This is a genomic window from Candidatus Eremiobacteraceae bacterium (assembly GCA_036511855.1).
In the GTDB taxonomy this organism is placed as follows: Bacteria; Vulcanimicrobiota; Vulcanimicrobiia; order Eremiobacterales; family Eremiobacteraceae; genus JABCYQ01.
The window spans coordinates 45,818-66,694 of sequence record DATCBN010000015.1; the positions used below are offsets into that span (position 1 = coordinate 45,818).

15 protein-coding genes are annotated in these 20,877 nt (G+C 61.5%); 6 read left to right on the forward strand and 9 right to left on the reverse strand.

Annotated features, from left to right (window positions below):
* Nucleotides 1-3: 3 nt before the first annotated feature.
* Nucleotides 4-552, forward strand: a complete 549-nt coding sequence (locus VII69_02515) for a hypothetical protein (protein HEY5093971.1) — start codon at nt 4-6, stop codon at nt 550-552.
* 7 nt (nt 553-559) lie between these two features.
* Here VII69_02515 and VII69_02520 read toward each other — a convergent pair whose 3' ends face one another.
* Entirely contained in the window at nt 560-1,528 is a 969-nt protein-coding gene (locus VII69_02520) for an oxidoreductase (protein HEY5093972.1), read from the reverse strand.
* Between the two features lie 51 nt (nt 1,529-1,579).
* The gene (locus VII69_02525) at nt 1,580-6,148 is read right to left on the reverse strand and encodes an LAGLIDADG family homing endonuclease (GenBank protein HEY5093973.1); all 4,569 of its coding nucleotides are present in this window, start codon (nt 6,146-6,148) and stop codon (nt 1,580-1,582) included.
* Nucleotides 6,149-6,601: 453 nt separating this feature from the next.
* On the opposite strand from VII69_02525, the gene VII69_02530 reads away from it, so the two are divergent.
* From VII69_02530 to VII69_02540, 3 genes are all read left to right on the forward strand, one after another.
* Complete coding sequence (locus VII69_02530) at nt 6,602-7,372, forward strand: sulfite exporter TauE/SafE family protein (GenBank protein ID HEY5093974.1); 771 nt, start codon at nt 6,602-6,604, stop codon at nt 7,370-7,372.
* Nucleotides 7,373-7,451: 79 nt separating this feature from the next.
* Nucleotides 7,452-8,342: a nitrilase-related carbon-nitrogen hydrolase gene (locus VII69_02535; GenBank protein ID HEY5093975.1), complete on the forward strand. Its 891-nt coding sequence runs from the start codon at nt 7,452-7,454 to the stop codon at nt 8,340-8,342.
* Nucleotides 8,339-9,199, forward strand: a complete 861-nt coding sequence (locus VII69_02540; GenBank protein ID HEY5093976.1) for an NAD+ synthase — start codon at nt 8,339-8,341, stop codon at nt 9,197-9,199. The genes VII69_02535 and VII69_02540 overlap by 4 nt, the downstream gene beginning before the upstream one ends.
* A 35-nt stretch (nt 9,200-9,234) precedes the next feature.
* Here VII69_02540 and VII69_02545 read toward each other — a convergent pair whose 3' ends face one another.
* Both VII69_02545 and VII69_02550 read right to left on the reverse strand, forming a co-directional pair.
* Nucleotides 9,235-9,720: a hypothetical protein gene (locus VII69_02545; GenBank protein HEY5093977.1), complete on the reverse strand. Its 486-nt coding sequence runs from the start codon at nt 9,718-9,720 to the stop codon at nt 9,235-9,237.
* A gap of 1 nt (nt 9,721) precedes the next feature.
* Nucleotides 9,722-10,483, reverse strand: a complete 762-nt coding sequence (locus VII69_02550; protein HEY5093978.1) for a hypothetical protein — start codon at nt 10,481-10,483, stop codon at nt 9,722-9,724.
* A gap of 183 nt (nt 10,484-10,666) precedes the next feature.
* Between VII69_02550 and VII69_02555 the strand changes: the two genes are divergently transcribed.
* The gene (locus tag VII69_02555; protein HEY5093979.1) at nt 10,667-11,053 is read left to right on the forward strand and encodes a VOC family protein; all 387 of its coding nucleotides are present in this window, start codon (nt 10,667-10,669) and stop codon (nt 11,051-11,053) included.
* 43 nt (nt 11,054-11,096) lie between these two features.
* Complete coding sequence (locus VII69_02560) at nt 11,097-13,355, forward strand: excinuclease ABC subunit UvrA (protein HEY5093980.1); 2,259 nt, start codon at nt 11,097-11,099, stop codon at nt 13,353-13,355.
* A gap of 58 nt (nt 13,356-13,413) precedes the next feature.
* Here the strand turns inward: VII69_02560 and VII69_02565 are convergent, their stop codons facing one another.
* The 5 genes from VII69_02565 to gabT form a co-directional block, all read right to left on the reverse strand.
* On the reverse strand, nt 13,414-14,886 hold the full coding sequence (locus VII69_02565) for an amino acid permease (GenBank protein HEY5093981.1): 1,473 nt from the start codon (nt 14,884-14,886) through the stop codon (nt 13,414-13,416).
* 15 nt (nt 14,887-14,901) lie between these two features.
* Nucleotides 14,902-16,350, reverse strand: coding sequence for an aldehyde dehydrogenase family protein (locus VII69_02570; protein ID HEY5093982.1), 1,449 nt, complete (start codon nt 16,348-16,350; stop codon nt 14,902-14,904).
* Nucleotides 16,347-17,867, reverse strand: a complete 1,521-nt coding sequence (locus tag VII69_02575; protein ID HEY5093983.1) for an aldehyde dehydrogenase family protein — start codon at nt 17,865-17,867, stop codon at nt 16,347-16,349. Before VII69_02575 ends, VII69_02570 begins: the two co-directional genes overlap by 4 nt.
* Before the next feature lie 25 nt (nt 17,868-17,892).
* Entirely contained in the window at nt 17,893-19,263 is a 1,371-nt protein-coding gene (locus tag VII69_02580; protein ID HEY5093984.1) for a putrescine aminotransferase, read from the reverse strand.
* Between the two features lie 93 nt (nt 19,264-19,356).
* Entirely contained in the window at nt 19,357-20,643 is a 1,287-nt protein-coding gene (gabT, locus tag VII69_02585) for a 4-aminobutyrate--2-oxoglutarate transaminase (protein HEY5093985.1), read from the reverse strand.
* Nucleotides 20,644-20,877 lie beyond the last annotated feature (234 nt).

A 20,877-nucleotide genomic window follows, 5' to 3' on the forward strand; every position in this document is an offset into this window, starting at 1 on the left:
CGTATGGCTGAAAATGCGTCGTCCATCCTCACGCACTGGTCGAACTTCTACATACTGCTCGGCTCGGCCGCTGCGTCCCTGACCGGGTTGATGTTTGTCGTCATCACGTTGGTCATGGGCACGGAACGGCGACGGCAGGCAGAGGATGGGATCTCGACGTTCAGCACGCCAACCGTGGTGCACTTCGGCGCGGCGCTATTGCTAGCGGCGATTCTCAGCGCGCCATGGGACCGGCTGATCGACCCCGCTGTCTTGCTTGGACTCGTCGGGATATGCGGCGTTGCGTACGTATCGCGTTTGATCTACCGGACGACGCGAATGAATGGGTATAGCGCGGATGCAGAAGACTGGGCCTGGTTTTCGATTCTACCATTGGTCGCCTACGCTTCGATCTTCGCAGGCGCGGTCGACCTTCCGATCGACCCAGCGCACGCGCTCTTCGTGCTCGCACTTGGGGCTGCGCTTCTGATACTCATCGGCATTCACAACGCTTGGGACATCGTGACATACATCGCGCTTGGAAACGCCGAAAAGCCGCCGGCATCGAAATAGCGTAGAATTATTCGGGCCACGCCAGGCCGGTCAGGCGTTCACTCAATCCCCAAAGCGCTCGTGCTGTGGTCTTGTCGATAGCCCAGCGTCGTACGCCGGAAGAAAGCTGGCCGTCGTCGGGAATGATTTCGGCGATGTCGCAGTCTGCACAATAGACGCCGCCTTTGCCGCTCAGTTGAGGGCTCAGCGCACACCACATGGTCGTCGCCGCGCCTTGCTCGATGGTCTTGAGGCCAGGTCCCTGCAGGACGCCGCCCACTCGAGATATCCCCGCCGCAATCAGATCGTCGTCGGTCATGTAACGACCAAGGTTGGTGGTGACTATTCTGCCGGGATGAACGGCGAACGCGCGCGTGTCAAATTCTCGACCGCGGCGGTCGAGCTCGACTGAAAACAGAGAATTTGCGTTCTTGGATTGCCCGTAGGCGATCCATTTGTCATACGGCCGCGCAGTGAAGTTCAGATCTTCGAGATCGACTTGTGCAAATCGGTGCCCGGCTGAAGACAAAGTGACCACTCGTGAAGACTTCGCGCTCTTGAGCGCAGTCCAGAGACGCGCGGTGAGCTGAAAATGACCCAAGTGATTGGTCGCAAATTGCATCTCGTAGCCACGGTGATCTCGCATCAGCGGCGTTGCCATGATTCCGGCATTGTTGATAAGTAGATCGAGGGACCGATTTGCGTCGAGAAATGTCTGGGAGAATTCGTCGATGGAACTCGGATCTGCAAGGTCCAAGCGCACCGCTACGACGTTGTTCAGTCCCGAGAGAGCGTCGCGCGCCTTTTGAAGATCACGGGCGCCAACGAACACGCTGGCGCCCGCATTTGCGAGAACTCGTGTCGTCTCGAGTCCAATTCCTGAGTGACCGCCCGTTACGACTACGACTCGTCCGCCAAGGTCCAGTCCTGAGGCGATTTCGTCAGCCGTGGTTTGCGGTCCATAACCCGATCCTAAGGGCTGTTGTTCCGTCTCCATCACAACCGCGCTACAGCAGAAGAGCAGACGCCATTGAAATGAAGTGCGTTCTTACGAGCACCCCATGCTTCTTCCACACGAATCGCAGACGTAGCACGCTCCGTTGCGCCGGGTCAGCGATCCGCACCCGTCGCACACCGGAGCGTCGCCCATCATCGAGGCCAACTGCGCCTCGCGCGAGCGAAGAGCGTTTAGTTGGGCCGCGGCCGATGGGTCGATCGGAGTCGCCGGTGATTGGGCAAGCGATGCTTGCCCTAGTACGGGTTTGGATTGGGCAAGCGATGCGTGCCCTAGTACGGGTTTGGACGAACTACTCGAACCTGTTTGTGCGGACGGCGACAACGCGCGGCGCGCGATGACCTTCGCCGATTCCTCCGAAGCTTGCTGCTCGGCGACCATCGTCTCGAATTCGGAGAGCGCGTGGTCCTCGTGGTGGGTGTCGTCGACGTCTTTGTCTTCAGGTTTGACCTGAACGAAGTCGGTCCGTCCGAGATACTCCATACCGAGCACGCGGAAGATGTAGTCGATGACGCTCGTGCACGATTTGATGTTCGGGTGATCGACGAAGCCGTTGGGCTCGAACCGTGTGAAAGTGAACTTCTCGACGAATTCTTCCAGCGGCACGCCATACTGCATTCCGATCGAAACGGCGATCGCGAAGCAGTTCATGAGACTGCGGAACGATGCGCCTTCTTTGTGCAGATCGACGAATATCTCGCCTAAGGTGCCATCGCCGTATTCACCGGTGCGCAAGAAGACGGTGTGCCCCGCGATTTTCGCCTTCTGCGTCCAGCCGCGCCGTTTTGCCGGCAGCCGGTTGCGTTCGAGCACTTGCGCGACTTTGCGTTTGAAGTCGGTGTTGTCGGTGTTGGCGAGGATGCGTTGCGCGGCCGCGAGGATTTCGTCCGGCCGCAGTTCATCGGCCGCGGACTGACGCGCCGCGGCGAGGCGGTCTTCGAACTCTTTGGACAACGCCAGCTGACGATCTTCGGCGGACTCGCTCGATTTGTCGGAGCCCTTGGTGGAGAGCGGCTGCGATAGCTTGGATCCGTCTCGATACAGCGCGATAGCCTTTAGCCCGAGGTCCCAGGAGCGCATGTACGCCTCTTGGATGTCTTGGACGGTGGCTTCCATCGGCATGTTGATGGTCTTGGAGATGGCGCCTGAGATGAACGGCTGCGCGGCAGCCATCATGCGCACGTGACCCATGTGCTGGATATAGCGGCGGCCGATCTTGCCGCACTTATTCGCGCAATCGAACGCGGCGTAGTGCTCTTCTTTGAGATGCGGTGCGCCTTCCACGGTCATCGTGCCGCAGATATAGTTGTTGGCGGCGTCCACCTCGTCGCGCGAGAAGCCGAGCAATCGCAAGAGGTCGAAGTCCGTCGCGCTGTATTGTTCGGGAGTGAAGCCCAGCCGCTGAAGCGTGGCCTCGCCAAGGCTCCATTGATTGAAGCCGAAGCCGATCTCGAACACCGCCGGCAAGCTGCGCTCGATGGCTTGGATGTCTTGGTCGTTGAAGCCGCGCGCGCGCAACGTTTCGACATTGATGTACGGCGAGCCGTACAGCGTGCCCGCGCCTTTGGCGTAGCGGATGATGTCGTCGATCTGCGCCGGCGCGTAGCCGAAGTTTCGCAACGCCACCGGAATGGATTGGTTGATGATCTTGAAGTAGCCGCCGCCTGAGAGCTTTTTGAACTTCACGAGCGCGAAGTCGGGCTCGATGCCGGTGGTGTCGCAATCCATCTGAAGGCCGATTGTTCCAGTAGGTGCAATGCATGTGGCCTGCGCGTTGCGATAGCCATGTTCTTCGCCAAGTTCGAGCGCCCGATCCCACGCTGCCCGCGCAGCGGCTAGCAGATACGGCGGGCACAACGTCTGGTCGATGCCCATCGGAACGACAGACACTTCTTCGTATTCCGCACCCGGTGCGTTGTATGCCGCGCGACGATGATTGCGCATGACGCGCAGCATGTCGTCGGAATTTTCTCTATAACGCGAAAACGGCCCAAGTTCGCCGGCCATTTCGGCCGACGCAGCATACGACTCACCCGTCAAGATTGCAGAGATCGCTCCAGATATCGCGAGCGCTCGAGGAGAATCGTACGGAATACCGGCGACCATAAGCATCGTGCCGAGATTCGCATAGCCAAGACCGAGAGTGCGATACTCGTACGACTTTCGTGCGATGGATTGACTTGGAAAGTGCGCCATGAGCACGGAGATCTCGAGCACCATCGTCCACAGCCGGATGGCATGACGATACGCTTCTACGTCGACGGTGTTCTTTTCGGCGTCGAAGAACTTCATCAAGTTTATACTTGCCAAGTTGCAAGCTGTGTCGTCCAAGAACACGTACTCGGAGCAGTTGTGCACGATCAAGCCGTTGGCGACGAAATGGTGCGTGTCGGATTCGGTGAGATCGAAGACGGGCTCGAGCCCCAGGGCCTCAATTGTGTCGACTTCATCGACCAACGGTTCGGCGTACGTCGCCACATCGCGATTGATCGCGGCGAGCGCATCGGCCTTTGCGGTTACCGGATCGAAGCCAATGTGCTGTTCGAATAATACGCGCGACGCACGGCTGACCCGCAGCGAATGCATCTCTTTCACTGGATATGTGCGCATCCCGCCGCGGCCATCCGGCAACGCGGCTTCGAGCTTGCCATTGCGACGGCCGGAATAGATCTTCGCTTTGATGCCGAAGGAGAGCAGAAGTAGTTGAACCTGCTGGAGCAGTTCGAGCGATGTTGAATCGAGCGCCACATATTGGCTCTTGTCGCCGTAGTTGGCAACCGTGCCATCGGCGGAGAACAGGCCGCGAAGCACGAGACCGACGGATGCGCGGTCGAGTTCGTACACCGAGTCGGTGAATCGTTTCTGGTGGCTGCCCTGGTCGAGCACAGCGTATCGTTTGAAGACGTCGACCACAGGTTGCGAGCCGAACGACAGCCGGGAAGTACTGGAGGTGTACGACGTGACCTGGACTTCGTCGTTTCGTCCGACGGAGCCGATGGCTTTCCGCGCGCGCTTTTCGTCGTTGACGGCGAGCGCGATCTTTTCGAGAATCGGCCACTCCGCCGCGGCCATGACTAGAGTTACATTCTCGCGGGCGCGCCCCGCGACGGTCGCATGAGCAAGATAGCCGTCGCCTACGGCGGCGCCGATGCCAAGCGCGATATCGTCGACAAGTTTGACCGAGCCGAAGCCCGATCCAGCAAGCGCGACGAGATCGCCCTTTTGCAGTTCGTTCGCGGCGACGTCGCCGCGCGACTTCGTGAACACCTTGTGGTCGCCGGTGAGGCGAAGCGAATAGCCGGCCTTGGTGCGCAGGCGGAACACTTGCTTCGTGCCGGTTGGGAAAATGCGGGAGACGAAGTGCGCCTTGCCGTCGGAGCCTATGACGAATGCGGACTTGCCGACGAGGGCATCGATGCGGTGCAGGCCGTCGGCTGTCGCGACGAATGTATCGCCCGTGACACACGGATTTGTCGCCCGGATCCGTCCGCCCTTAGGCGATGTATGCCATGAATTGATGATGTCGTCATATTGCACGCCTGGATCTGCGCACGCCCACGCGGCGCGGCCGATCTGATCCCACAGATCGCGCGCGCGAACGGTGCGCGCCACCGAGCGATCCTTGCGCCACAGCAGATCCCACGAACCGTCGTTGCGCACGGCGTCGATGAACTTGTCCGGCACGCGCACGGAGTTGTTGGAGTTCTGACCGGAGACCGTCTGATAGGCCTCGCCCTCGTACGAACTGTCGTAGCCGGCGGCCATCAGCGCGGCGACTTTCTTTTCTTCTTGCACTTTCCAATTGATGAACTTGTCGATGTCAGGGTGGTCCATGTCGAGGATGACCATCTTCGCGGCGCGCCGGGTTGTGCCGCCGCTCTTGATTGCGCCTGCGGCTCGATCGCCGACTTTGAGGAAGGACATGAGGCCGCTCGACGTGCCGCCGCCGCCTAGCTTTTCGCCTTCGGCGCGGATGTTCGAGAAATTGCTTCCCGTGCCCGAACCCATCTTGAAGAGGCGCGCTTCGCGCACCCACAGATCCATGATGCCGTTTTCATTGACGAGATCGTCTTCGACCGACTGGATAAAACAGGCGTGCGCCTGCACGCGTGTGTACGCGTCTTCGGAGCGCACGAGCTCTTGCGTATCGGGGTCGACGTAATAGTGTCCTTGCGGCGTGCCGGTTATCCCGTACGCATAAGCCAGCCCGGTGTTGAACCACTGCGGCGAGTTGGGCGCGGCCATCTGATTGATGAGCATGTGTGTGATCTCGGCATCGAACGCGGCAGCGTCTTCGTCGGTGTCGAAATATTTATAACGGCGTCCCCAATCGGTCCAGCATCCAGCTAAACGGCGCACCACCTGTCGCGCCGACGTTTCGCTGCCAAGCGAACTATCGGGTTGGGGCACCCCGGCTTTGCGGAAATATTTCTGCGCGAGGATGTCGGTGGCGACTTGCGACCACGCTTTCGGCACTTCGACATCGCGCATCTCGAAGACGACGGTGCCGTCGGGCTCGCGGATGACCGATTCCCGGCTATCCCATTCGATGGTGTCAAGCGGATCGGTGCCTTGTTTGGTGAAACGCCGTTGGATCTTCATGGACCTTCCTAGTCCTTTCTCTCTATATCATGACTGCCGCGAACGGTGGTGATGATGCGAAAGGGACGCTCGAAACGCCTGGGGCTTTGCAGCCACCGAACGGTCAAACTGATTGGAAACGTATGTTCGACGAACGTTCATTCGCCCCTACGTATAGTGGCTCCCGGAGTGACATCCCCCATTATATAGCGACGGAAGGTGATATGCAATAGATTTTTCGAACAGCAGTTTGTACACAGGCCGCACTCATGCTGCGCCTGACATGGCGCGGTTTTCCGCAGATTCCCATGTACAGGAATTGCCCCGTGTGCAGAACTCCGCGTTTCCGGCATATGAATAGGATTAGGAGCGACGAAATATCTAGACGATCTAACCTCACAATTTCGAGCGGAAATGTGGAAATGGACGGATGGTCCCTATACGTCCGACCGTCCGCTCTGATAGCGTAGGCAAATGGACTTTCACTTTTCCATCGCGGGCTTTGTCGTTGGCATACTCGTCGGTCTGACCGGCGTGGGCTCGAGCGCGCTCATGCTGCCGATCCTCGTGCTGTTTCTCGGTGTCAGTCCGCTTTTGGCGGTCGGCACCGACCTCGCGTACAGCGTTCCCACAAAACTTGTCGGGGCGTTCATGCACGGTCAGCAGAAGACCGGAAACCGGCGCGTCGTGCTGTATCTCGCGTACGGGGGCGTGCCGGCGGCCATACTCGGTGTGCTCACGCTGCGCTGGGTTGAAGCGCACATCGGCCTTGCGGCGCTCAACACCGACCTCAAGCATGGCCTTGGAATATTGCTGTTCTTCGTCTCCGCGGTGGTGCTGGTCACGCCGTTGATTTTGAAAGCGCATAATCCCGACCCCTACGTCACGGTGAAAAATGCGAAATGGCGCATCATCGTCGTCGGCGCCATCGTCGGGTACCTCGTCGCGATCACGTCGATCGGCGCAGGCTCGATCACGATGACGGCGCTTTGTCTCATCCTCCCGATCGTTCGCCTGCGCGATCTCGTCGGTTCCGACGTCGCGTTCGCCGCGCTCATCGTGCCGGTCGCGGCCATAGGACACGTCGCGCTTGGCAACGTGAATTGGGCCATGACCCTCGCGCTGATCATAGGATCCATCCCCGGTGTGTTGATCGGCGCCTGGCTATGCAAGAAGATGGAGACCAAATGGCTGCGCGTGACGATGGCTATCGCGATGGTCGCAGCCGGAACGCGCATGTTCTAGCGGTTTCGTCGCAATCGGCCATACAACGCCCCGCGCTCGTCGCGGGGCTTTTTCGTGGCGTGGTCGAACGAGCGATCCGATGAGCTCGAAAACGCTCGACATCGCCCTCGTGCAATTCGCGCCGCGAAAGGGCGATCTCAAAGCCAACCTAAACGCCCTCACGGGGGCTTTTGCAAGTTTAAAGCGCGATCGCGCCGGTATGGCAGACGTCGTAGTCTTTCCCGAAACCTGTCTCTCCGGCTATTTTGTGGAAGGCGGGGTGCGCGAACTCGCGCTTTCCGCAGATGAGGCGCTGCATCACATCAATGCAAGCGCCGCCAAAGGCTGCGGCAAAGCGCACCACCCGTTCGACGTCATCGTCGGTTTTTACGAGAACGACGGCGGCAAGCTCTACAATAGCGCTCTGTACGCCACGCTCGGTACGAAGCCGAAACTTCGCCACGTCCACCGCAAGATGTTTCTGCCCACTTACGGCGTCTTCGACGAAGAGCGGTTCGTGTCGCGCGGGAGCGCCATCGCGGCGTTCGACGTGCCGTACGGCCGGGTCGCGATGCTCATCTGCGAGGACGCTTGCCATTCGCTTGCAACCACAGTTGCGGCGCTGCACGGCGCGCAGATAGTCTTTATCCCGAGCGCGTCGCCCGGTCGCGGGCTCGAAGACGCCGAGCCCGCAAACGTGCGCATGTGGCGCGACATCATGCGCGTGACGTCGGCCGAACATGGCATCTTCACGGTGTACGCAGGCTTACTCGGCTTTGAAGGCGGCAAGGGCTTCACCGGCGCTTCGCGCGTCGTCGGCCCTCTCGGCGACCTGCGAGCGGAAGCGCCGTTCGACCAGCCGGCCATCTTGCGCACGAAGATCCGTTTGGAAGACGTCGCCGTCGCGCGCGCCGCGCTTCCCATGCTCGGCGACCTCGAGGCCAATCTCGCCGAACTCGCCGCGCAACTGCAGCCGCAGGTGGAAAGGTGAACGCCGGACCGGCCTTCGCCATCGTCCGCGCGCCGCGCGCGACCAACCCGCTCGCGGTTGATCCGGCGCTAGTCGAGCGCTGGCTCGTCCGATTCCTGCGCGACGAACTCGTGCACCGGCGCGGGATCACGCAAGCCGTCGTCGGCATCTCCGGTGGCGTCGACTCCGCGGTCGTCGCGCTTCTGTGCAGCCGTGCGCTCGGCCCGAAGAACGTCCACGGAATCCGCATGCCATACCGCACATCGAGCAAAGAAAGCCTCGCGCACGGGGCGCTCGTCATCCGCGAGGCCGGCATTCGCGACCGGCTGATCGACATCTCGGCTGCCGTCGACGGCTACCTCAAATTCGAGCGCGGCGCAGACGGTCAGCGCCGCGGCAACGTCATGGCGCGCGCGCGTATGCTCGTGTTGTTCGACCAATCTGCAAAGGTCGGCGGATTGCCCATCGGCACCGGCAATAAATCCGAGCGGCTTTTCGGCTACTTCACGTGGCACGGTGACGACTCGCCGCCGATCAACCCGATCGGCGACCTGTTCAAGTCACAAGTCTGGGTGCTCGCCCGCCATCTCGGGGTGCCCACGGCCATCATCGACAAGCCGGCGACCGCCGATCTCATCCGCGGCCAAACCGACGAAGACGACCTCGGCATCACCTACGCGCGCGCCGACCGCATCCTCAACGCGATATTGCTCGGTTATTCGCCGGCCGACATCGCGGCGCAGGGGTTCTCCCATCGCGACGTCGCGCTCGTGAAGAAGCGCGTCGACGCCACGCATTGGAAGCGGCACTTGGCGACCACGGCGATGCTTTCGGCGACCGCCATCAACGAGTTCTACTTGCGTCCCGTCGATTTCTAAGCCGGACGGGCCTTGCCGGCAGTCGTCTCACCGCGCTATTTGAACGTCACGCCCGCCCACGCTTGCGAAGCCACCCGCCAGCCGACGCCCGCCTTCACCACCACGAACGTCCAATACCCAGTCTCGACGAACGGTTTGTCGTGGAAGAACGGTGTGAACCTGCCCGGAAAAACGATGTACGCGCGCGTCGCCGATGCGACGTATTCGGTGGGCGCACCAAGCACGATGTGGGGCTTTGTGATTCCCGCCGCGTTATTGGATGTGGTGAAGCCGGTGCTCCACAGTGTTCCGGCGTCGGCCGACGTCCAATGAAAGGGCGCGAACTCATCGGTAATCGTCGCGCCTGCCGCATATGTGCCCGCCGGAATTCCGGCTCCGGTATTGACGAACGTGACGATTCGCCGCACGGGCGCCATCATCGCGGCGGTGGGCGCTTGCGCCGGCGCGGCAAACGAAGTCGCGGGCAGAACGCACGAGATCAAGATCGCTGCGATGAGCGAGCGGGGGCCGTGAACGAGCATATTAGTCCCCCAATCTCCCAAAGAAACTCGTGATGTCGAAGAAAAACGAACGGCTGTCGTCGGATGACGAACACTTCGTGTCGATTTGATCGTACTTCAGGGATCCCGCGGCGCGCACCGACTGTTTTGTCCATAACCAAGTTCCGCCGTTCGCGCATGGCTGTTTTGCGATGTAGTCGTGCTCTGCGGTGATGCCGTCCGTCTCGGTCTTGGCCGTGATGACGATCGCAGTAGCGACGTTCGATCCATCGCGGCCTGCATCATCGGTTTTCGTAAGCCCGAGCGCTTCGTACGATATCGTCAAAGAGATGTCGGTGACCTTGCCGTCGTCGACACGATAGAACCAATGTCCGGCCGGCGATGCGTTATACTCAAGCGACCCGTTTGAGAGAGTCGCAAGCGGTGTGCCGCGGCGAAGCTGAATCGTGTCGGCCGCGGCGCCGATCGCCACACCATACGGATCGGTGATATCGGCGAACATCTTCGGCCGCAGTCCCGCTCCGACGAGAACGATCAAACCATCGTGAACCTTGACGATCAGCGCCACCCCGCTTGCAAGGTTGTACACGCGAAACTCGCCATCACCCGCCGTTTTGACAAGCGTCGGGGTGCCGAATTTCGCGTCGACGGCAGTGGCTTTTTCGCCGACCTCGATGCCGAGAAAGGAAGGCAACGCCGGCGCATGATACGCCGGAAGCTGATTCGACCAAGTACTGGCCGGCGCGAGAAAGGCAAGAAGCGCTGACAACGCGAGGAAAATCATGAACACACCATCCCGAGAACGTAGGGCACCGATCGACTGTCGCGAGCCGGCACGGCGCCGTTCACTTTTTCGCGGTCGCGTGATTGCACCTGCGTTTTCCCTCGCGAGCCGCGTGCGATCCGCAGGACAAGTCGTCTTTCGCAGCGGAGGGGCACGCTTGCAATTCAACAGGAGGGCCGAACGATGTCTCGTTACTTGCACACGTCGATCTTCGTCAACGACATGGCGGAGTCGATCAAGTTCTATACGGAGAAGCTCGGGCTCAAGCTCTTGGATCAAGCGCACTATGAGGGTAACGCCGATATGGCATTCGTCGGTCGCGACTGGGATGCGTACGTCGAGCTTGTCTACGATTTAGAAGAGCACGAGCCGTATGCGATCGGCAACCGTTACGAGCATCTCGCACTCGAGGTCGACGGCGATCTTCCCGGCGTCTGCGAACGATTGAAGAGCGAAGGCGTGAAAATTCTGAAAGGCCCGAAGAAATCACCCGGCGGCACCCGGTGGATAGCGTTTGTCGAAGATCCCAACGGCATACCGGTGGAGCTTCTGGAGCCTAAGCCGCGCTAGGCGCGGACAGATCGATGCCGCCACAATAATGCGAGGGGATGCGATGTACGGCTCGATCAAGATCCGCGGCGCCCGCGAGAACAACCTCAAGAACGTCTCGCTCGATATCCCCAAGCGCAAGATCACCGTTTTCACCGGCGTGTCGGGCTCCGGCAAGTCGTCCCTGGTCTTCGGCACTATCGCAGCAGAAAGCCAGCGGCTGATCAACGAGACCTATCCGGCCTTCGTGCAGCAGTTCATGCCGCGCTACGGCCAGCCCGACGCCGACTCGCTTGAGAACCTCTCGGCCGCCATCATCGTCGATCAGCAGCGCCTGGGCGGCAATTCGCGCTCTACCGTGGCAACGGTCACCGACGCAGCCCAGATGCTGCGCATCATCTTCGCGCGCCTGGCCAAACCCCAGCTGGGATCACCCAGCCTCTATTCCTTCAACGATCCGCGCGGGATGTGCCCGGTCTGTGAAGGCATCGGGCAGGTGGCGGCCATGGATATGGACGCCGTCATCGACAAATCGAAATCGTTGAAAGAAGGAGCGCTGCTTCCGGAGGCTTTTTCAGTCGACAACTGGTGGTGGCTGATCTACGCTCGCTCAGGGCTCTTCGACATCGACAAGAAGATCAAGAATTACTCAAAGGAAGAGCTCAACAACCTACTCCACCTCGACGACGGCCGGAAAGTCAAGATTTCAAAAGAAGGCATCAACCTCACTTACGAGGGCGTAATCCTCAAGCTCAAGCGCGGCCTGGGCTCGAAGGACCCCGAGCAGCTCCGGCCGCATGTGCGCGCCGAATACGATAAGATATTCACCCGCGCCATCTGCACCGCGTGCCACGGCACCCGCCTCAACGAGCAGGCGCTGGCGAGCAAGATCAGGAGCAAGAACATTGCCGACTGCTCGGCCATGCAGGTTTCCGACCTTGGCCTGTTCATCCGGTCGATCAAGGCGCCGCAGCTTCAACCCATGCTCGATGCGCTGGCGGCGCGCCTGGACAACCTCGTGACCATCGGCCTGGGCTATCTCAGCCTCGCCCGCGAGAGCTCGACGCTCTCCGGCGGCGAGAGCCAGCGGGTCAAAATGGTGCGGCACCTGGGCTCCTCGCTCACCGACCTGACCTACGTCTTCGACGAACCCAGCGTTGGCCTCCACCCGCACGACGTGGGGCGTCTCGCCGGCCTCATGCAGCAGCTCAGAGACAAGGGCAACACGGTGCTCGTCGTCGAGCACAAGCCCGACATGATCGCCATCGCCGACCACGTCGTCGACTTGGGCCCGCGCGCCGGGAACAATGGCGGCGAGATCGTGTACGAAGGGCCGTACGAGGGTCTGCTCAAGTCCGGCACGCTCACCGGCAACCACATCAAAAAACATCAACCGATCAAGGTGGACAGCCGGAAGCCCGACGGCGCCCTCAAGATCAAGAACGCGAAGCATAACAACCTCAAGAACCTCAACGTTTCCATCCCGCGCGGTGTGCTAACGGTGGTGACGGGGGTTGCAGGCGCGGGCAAGAGCTCGCTGATCGAGGGCTGCCTGCCGCGGAGCTATCCAGAGACTGTGATCATCGACCAGGACCTCGCGCGCGGCTCGCGCCGGTCCAACACCGCGACCTATACCGGCATGCTCGACAACGTGCGCAAGGCCTTTGCCAAGGCGAACAGCGTCGACGCTGCGCTGTTCTCGGCCAACTCCAAGGGCGCATGCCCCGACTGCAACGGACTGGGTGTCATCTTTACCGACCTCGCACACCTCGACCCGATGGTCAGCGAGTGCGAGACCTGCGAAGGCAAGCGCTTCACCGATGAGGTGCTGAAGTACAAGCTTCGCGGCAAGTCGATTGGCGATGTCTACGAGATGCCGGTCGCCGACGCACATGTATTCTTCACCGAGCCGGCGATCAAGAAGATCCTGCAAGGGCTCGTCGATGTCGGGCTCGGGTACCTCACGCTCGGACAGCCCCTTTCGACGCTGTCCAGCGGCGAGCGGCAGCGGCTGAAGCTCGCGGCCGAGCTCGGCAAGTCGGGAAACATCTATGTCGTTGACGAGCCCACGACCGGGCTCCACATGAACGACGTCGACACGCTCATCGGACTCTTTGACCGGCTGGTGGATGCCGGCTCGACGGTCATCGTCGTCGAGCACAACCTCGATGTCGTCTCCCGGGCGGATTGGGTCATCGACCTCGGACCTGGTGCCGGCCACGACGGCGGCACCGTCGTCTTCGAAGGCCATCCAGCCGAGCTGGCACGACACAAGACATCGCTGACCGGCAAGTTTCTGGCAGCGCGCCATCTGAGCCGCTGAAGTGCCGCGCGAATCCAAGACCGGCGATGAACGTCGTCCTCACAGAATTGTCCAGCGCTTAGACGTTGGATGCGTTCTTGGGATGCAGCGTGCTCTTGTGATACCCGTAAAAGCCGTAGATCGCAGCGCCGACGGCGAACCACACCAAGAACCGGATCCACGTCGGGAGCGAGAGCCCGTAGAGTATCAAACCGGTGCACATGAGGAACCCGAGTACGCCGATGAGGGGCCCCGCAGGTGCGCGGAATGGACGCTTTGCGTTTGGCGCGACGACGCGCAGGATCACGATGCCGATGCTGACGATGGCGAACGCGGACAAGGTGCCGATATTGACGAGCTTGAGCAGATCGGCAAGCGGCACGATGAGGGCGAGAAACGCCACGACGACTCCGGTGATCATCGTGGTGCGCGCAGGCGTGAGGAACTTTGGATGCAGCGCCGACACAGCCGGCGGCAGCAGCCGGTCGCGCGACATGACGTAGAAGATGCGCGATTGGCCGAGCAACGATGTCAGCATCACGCTGATGTTGCCGACCATCGCGCCGATCGTCACCGACACGACCGGAAAGAATTGATTGCCCGCCAGCCGGACCGCCTGGCTCATCGCTGAGTCCGCCGCGATCTTGTTATACGGCACCACGCCGGCCGTGACGGCGGCGATGGCGACGAAGAGCAGACCGCCGATGAAGAGCGAGCCGACGATCGCGATCGGCACGTCGCGCTGCGGATTTTTGGACTCTTCGGAGGCGACGGTGACCGTATCGAAGCCGATGTAGGCGAAGAAGACGAGAGCGGCGCTCGCGACGACGCTGTGAAAACCGAGTGGCGCAACGCCGGTGAAATTGCCTGGATGGATGAAGTGCGTGCAGACGATGAGGAAGATGACGAACGAAGCGATCTGCACGACGACAAAGATGGCGTTGGTCGACGCGGATTCTTTGATGCCGATCGCGAGCAGCGCGCTGACGACGACGACCGATACGGCGGCGATGACATCGTACTGCGAATGCGCGAGATCGAATTGCATTAATTGGAGGTGCCAGCTGCCGATCGAGATCGGCCAAGGATTTGTGACGAGAGCCGCTGTCTGCATCGAGGACGGCACGACGAGGTGGAAGTAACCGAGCAGTTCTTGGAAATAGCCCGAAAATGACGATGCGACCGGTGCCGCGCTGATGCCGTATTCGAGAACGAGATCCCAGCCGATGACCCACGCGATGAACTCGCCGAGCGTGGCATACGCATACGTATAGGCGCTGCCGGCGACCGGAACCATCGACGCGAATTCGGCATAACAGAGCGCCACGAAGACGCAGGCCAGACCGGAGATCCCGAACGCGAGTATGACGCCGGAGCCGGCGGTCTGAATGCCGACGCCGACCGTGGGGAATATCCCGCCGAGCATCGTGCCGAGGCCGATCCCGATGAGCCCCCACACGCCGAGCACGCGGCGCAATTTGGGTCCCTCATGATCGGAGCGCAGACGGTCGAGCGGCTGGCACGCCGCCAGCCGCTTGAGAAACGCCGCCACGCTTTGCACGGACTCCTACCGGTATTTCACGACGAGAGTCTTGAGCTCGGTCATCTCTTCCATCGCGTAACGGACGCCTTCGCGGCCAAATCCGCTCTCCTTGACGCCGCCGTACGGGAAGTTGTCGACGCGGAGCGTGGGATAGTCGTTGCAGATCACGCCGCCGACGTTCAGCTCGTCGAATGCCTTGGCGATGCTGCGCACGTCGAACGTGAAGACGCCCGCCTGCAGGCCATACCGGGTTTCGTTTGCGCGCGCGAACGCTTCATCGATCGAAGCGACCGGCGCGATCGTGGAAACCGGCCCGAAGATCTCTTCGGCCTCCACCTTCATCGCGGGCGTCGTGCCGGTGAGAATCGTCGGCTCGAGCACGTTGAGACGGCGCGCGCCTCCGGCCAAGACTTTGGCGCCCGCGCGCACGGCCTCTTCGACCCACGCGCTGACGCGGTCGGCGCTCGCGGTGTCGATCATCGGGCCGACTAATGTCTCGGGGCTTGCCGGGTCGCCGACGTGCAGCGCCGCGGTCTCTTGCCGGAAGAGCGTGACGAACGCGTCGAAAACGGTCTGCTCCACGAAGATGCGCTGCACCTTGATGCAGACTTGGCCGGCGTGCGCGAACGAGCCAAGCGCACAGCGTTTCGCCGCCCATGCGACGTCCGCATCGGCGAACACGAGCGCGGCGGCGTTGCCCCCCAACTCCAACACGACTTTCTTCTTGCCCGCGACGGACTTCAAGTGCCAGCCAACCTTGGCCGATCCGGTGAACGAAAGCATCGCGATGCGCTCGTCCGCGGCGATTGTCTGCGCGACGCCGACCGGGCAATGCACCACGGAAAGTGCGGAAGCCGGAAGCCCGGCGTCGTAGCAGACGTCGGCGAGGAGCAGCGCGCTCAGGGGTGCTTGCGGCGGAGGTTTCAACACCACGGTGTTGCCCACCGCGAGAGCGGGCGCAAGTTTGTGTGCGACCAGGTTCAGGGGAAAATTGAACGGCGAGATCGCGCCGATGACGCCGATCGGGAAGCGGGCGACGATCGCTGTGTAGCCCTCGGTCGACGGCGCCAGATCGAGCGGCAGCATCTCGCCGCCGAAGCGCGTGGACTCTTCTGCGGCAAGCGTGAACGTGCTGACGGCGCGGTCTACCTCGATGCCGGCGTACGTTCGCGGCTTGCCGCTTTCGGCGATCATGAGATCGACGAACTCCGCGCGCCGCTCGCGCAGTCGTGCCGCGACGCCGAGCAGCAAGTCCTTGCGTTTGTAGCGTGGCCAGCGTCGAAACGAATCGAAGGCAGCGGATGCGGCGGAAATCGCGTCGTCGAGGTCTGCAGCGGTGCCGACGCCGATGGTGGCCACGACGCTGCCGTCGTACGGATTGATCACCGGCTCGGCTGTCGCCGTCGGCCTGCGCTCACCTGCGACCGGGAGCACGCGGTGCACGACCGCCGGATTCGCCGTGCTTGCGCTCACCGGTCGGCGAACCAGCCGCTCGGCTCGACCGCCAGGTTGACGTTGATCTGCTTGACCTCGGTGTAGGCGTCGTAGCCGTAGGTGCCGAGTTCGCGTCCGATGCCCGACTGCTTGTAGCCGCCCCACGGCGCTTCATTGTACGTGGGATGGTACGTGTTGATCCAGGTGATGCCCGCGCGCAGCTTGCGGATCACGCGGTGCGCGCGCGCTATGTCGTTCGTGAAGACCGCGCCGGCGAGGCCGTAGATCGTATCGTTGGCCATTTCGACGGCCTCTGCTTCATCCTTGAATTTCTGCACGACGAGCACGGGGCCGAATATCTCCTCTTGCACGATGCGCATCGACGGCTTCGTGTTCGAGAAGATCGTGGGCACGATGAAGTTGCCTTTAACCCCTAGCTCGCCGCCTAATCGTTCGCCCCCGCACTCAAGGGTGGCGCCCTCGGCGAGGCCGATCTTGATGTATGCCTCGACTTTTTCCTGATGCGCGCGGCTGACGATCGGGCCCATCTCGACCGTCGGGTCGAAGCCGTCGCCGACCACGATTTTCTTGGCTCGTTCGACGAGCCGTTTGACGAAGCGGTCGTGAAGCGTGTCTTGGACGATGAGGCGCGATCCCGCCGAGCAGACCTGACCCGCGTTTGCATAAATGCCGAAAAGCGCGTAGTCGATCGCCGTGTCGAAATCCGCGTCGGCGAAGACGATGTTCGGCGACTTGCCGCCGAGCTCGAGCGAGATCTTCTTGAGGTTGCCAGTGGCGGCTTGCATGATCGAACGTCCGGTCTTCGTGCCGCCGGTGAAGGCGATCTTGTCGACGAGGTCGGATGCGGCGAGCGCGTGACCCACCACCGCGCCCGCGCCGGTGAGGATGTTCACAACGCCGTTCGGAAAACCGGCTTCCTTTATCAGCACGGCGAGGCGCAACGCGGTGAGCGGCGTGAGTTCCGAAGGCTTGAGGATGCAGGCGTTTCCCGCGGCAAGCGCCGGCGCAAGCTTCCACGCGGCCATCAGCAGCGGATAGTTCCAAGGGATGATCTGACCGCAGACGCCGATCGGTTCGCGCACCGTGAAGCTTTGCGACGCGGCGGGCACGTCGAAGGTCTGGCCGTGCGGCTTCGTGGCAAGACCAGCGTAATAGCGGAAGCAATTCGCCGCATCGGTCATGTCGTATTGGGTTTCGCGCAACGGCTTGCCGTTGTTCAACGTCTCGAGACGTGAGAGCTCCTCGGCGTGCTCGTCGATGCGGTCGGCGAGTCTGTGGAGCAGACGCGCGCGGTCTTGAGCGAGCGACTCGCCCCAGGGTCCGTTTTGGAACGCCTCTCGGGCAGCGCGGATGGCCCGCTCGGCGTCCGCGAGCGTGCCTTCGGCGACTCGCACGATGAGCTCGCCGTTCGAAGGATTGATGCACTTGCTCGTACCACCGTCGGACGCGGCGCTGAATACGCCGTCGATGAACATGAGCGCGACGCCGTTTTCGCGGTGAAGATTCTTGAGCAGATCGTCCTGCATGGTCAACATCTGAACCCTCGTTTCCGGCGAGACGTCACGCGCTGAGCGTCTTGCGAGACATGGTTTCGAGCGAGTCGCCCAACGCCTTGCAGACGTACTCGATTTGCTCCTCCGTGATCGTGAGCGGCGGCTCGAAGCGGATGGTCCGCGCGTTCACAAGCGTGCCGGAGACGAGCACGCCGCGTTTGAGCATCTGCTTTCCCAGTTCGAAACCGAGTTCGTTCGTGACGAATTCGATCGCGATGAGAAGACCTTTGCCGCGCACGTCGCTCACGATGTTCGCGTGCCCTTCGACCGACTTGCGCAGGCCGGCGATGAACTTCGCGCCGATGACCCCTGCGCGCTCCGGCAATTTCTCTTCAAGCAGGACGTTGATGGTCGCGAGCGCCGCAGCGCACGCGAGCGGATTGCCGCCGAACGTCGTCGTGTGCAGAAACGGATTTTTGAAAAGCCGTGAGAAGACGGCTTTGCTTCCCACCACCGCCCCTGCCGGCATGACGCCGCCGCCGAACGCCTTTGCAAGGCAGATGAGATCGGGCGTGACGCCGTAGTGCTCGCAGCAGAACATCTTGCCGGTGCGGCCCATGCCGGTCTGAACTTCATCCAGCACGAGCAACGCGCCGTAGTCGTCGCAGAGCTTTCGCACGCCGGGGAGATAATCGTCGTCGGGCAGGTTCACGCCGCCTTCACCTTGGATCGGTTCGAGCACAACCGCGCCCGCCTCTTCGCCGACCATCCGCAATTTGTGCATCTCCGTTCGCAGTTCTTCGAGATCGTTGAACGGCACGTGTTCGACATTCGGCAGCATCGGGCCGAACGGCATGCGGAATTCGCCTTTCGCGCTGACCGAGAGCGCGCCAAAGCTTTTGCCGTGGAATCCTTTCGTGGCGGCGACGATGGTCGGTTTTTTGGGATCGTACGCGCGCGCCAATTTCAAGGCGGCCTCGACCGCTTCCGTGCCGCTATTGCAGAAGAAGGCGTATTCCAGGTTGCCGGGCGTGACCATCGAGAGCGTCTTTGCGAGCATGGCGCGCAGCGGGTCGAGCAGATCCTGGCTGTGCAGGGCCTGGCGTTTCAGCTGGTCGGTGACCGCCTTGACGACTTTCGGATGGCGATGACCCACGTTGAAGATGCCGAATCCGCCAAGGCAGTCGATGTACTCTTTGCCGTTGACATCGCGAAAGGCGTTCGGCCCGGCATCCTCCCATTCGACGGCTGCCGCCGCATGATCGACCGACAACGCCTTGCGATATTCGAGAAAACCCGGATTGACATGATCGCGAAATCCGTTCACGGTCTCCGCCGTGATCCACGCGGCGTCGTCGGGCGTGATCGCCGGCTTCGCGATAAGATCCAACACGCGTTGCGTGTATGCTATGGTTTCGCTATTCGAGTTCGTAGGAATTTGTTTTCTCCGTTTGTATTAGGGCAAGCATCGCTTGCCTACTGGGTAATGCGACGTGGGCAAGCGATGCTTGCCCTCCTACATTCTAATTCGTTACGCAAGCACCGCTTCGCAGCTTTCGGTCAGCCTCGTCAGTGCGATCTCCAATTCGTCGTCCTTTATCACGAGCGGCACCAGCACGCGGATGATGTCGCCTTTGGCGCCGGCCGCCATCAGCAGGAGTCCGCGGCTGCGGGCTTCGGCGACGATGAGCTTCGCGATCGTGGGCAGACCCGATGCGGGCTCATCGACGAATTCGACCCCCATCATCGCGCCCAACCCGCGCACATCCCCGACGTGTGAGAAACGCCGCTGCAACTCGCGCAGAGAGGCTTCGACTCGCAGCCCGATGGCGATGGCGCGCTCGACCAGATGTTCTTCCTCAAAAATGTCGAGCGCGGCGAGCGCGGCTGCGCACGCGAGCGGATTGCCCGCGTACGTTCCTCCTAGCCCGCCGGGACCGGGAGCATCCATGATCTCGGCGCGCCCGATAACTGCCGAAAGCGGCAATCCGGCGGCAAGACTCTTCGCGATCGTGATGATGTCCGGTTCGACGCCTGCGTGCTCGATCGCGAACATCTTTCCCGTCCGGCCGAAACCCGATTGGATTTCGTCGCAGATGAGAACGATGCCGTGACGCGTGGCGATGCGCCGCAGTTCCTGCAAATACTTCGGGGGCGCCGGCACGAAGCCGCCTTCGCCGAGCACGGGTTCGATGATGATCGCGGCGACACGATCGGGTGCCACTTCGGATTCGAAAAGCTCTTCGAGCGCGCCCAGTGCGCGTTCGGTTGTCCAACCGTGATACTCATATGGGAACGGCGCATGGTAGACTTCGCTGCAGAAAGGTCCGAAATGTTGTTTGTACGGATTGTTCTTGCCCGTCATCGTCAGGGCGAGCAGCGTGCGGCCATGGAAGCCGTGGTGAAACGCGATCACTGCGGGGCGGCCGGTGAACTCGCGCGCGATCTTCACCGCATTCTCGGTGGCTTCGGCGCCGGTCGTGAGCAGCAACGTCTTTTTCTTGCTCGGGCCGGGCGCGAGCTGGTTCAAACGTTCGGCTAAGCGCACGTACGTGTCGTACATCGCGACCTGAAAGCAGGCGTGTGAGAACCGGTCGAGTTGTGCGACGACGGCCGCACGGATTTTCGGGTGCGAATGCCCGACGTTGAGCACGCCGATGCCGCCGACGAAATCGTAATATTCGTTGCCGTCGACGTCCCAAATCCGCGCGCCTGACGCCCGGTCGACGAAGATCGGATGCGTGTTCCCGACTCCGCGAACGACTTCTGCCGCGCGTGATTCGAGCAGCGCCTCCGTAGGCGACGATGCAACGGCCACTGTTGAGTCCTTTCGTTTCATTATCGTCCGTAGTAGGGTGAGCATCGCTCACCCAAATGGGCAAGCGATGCTTGCCCTAGTACGCGATGCTCACCCTAGTACGGGATGCTTGCCCTATTACAGTACAATCCCGGGCAGGGAAACGCCACGTCGCCGACGCACAAAATTCGTCCGAAAGTTCGTGCGGCTTGCCCAAGGAGCATCGTGAACGTACGCGAGGCCCTGCAGATCGCC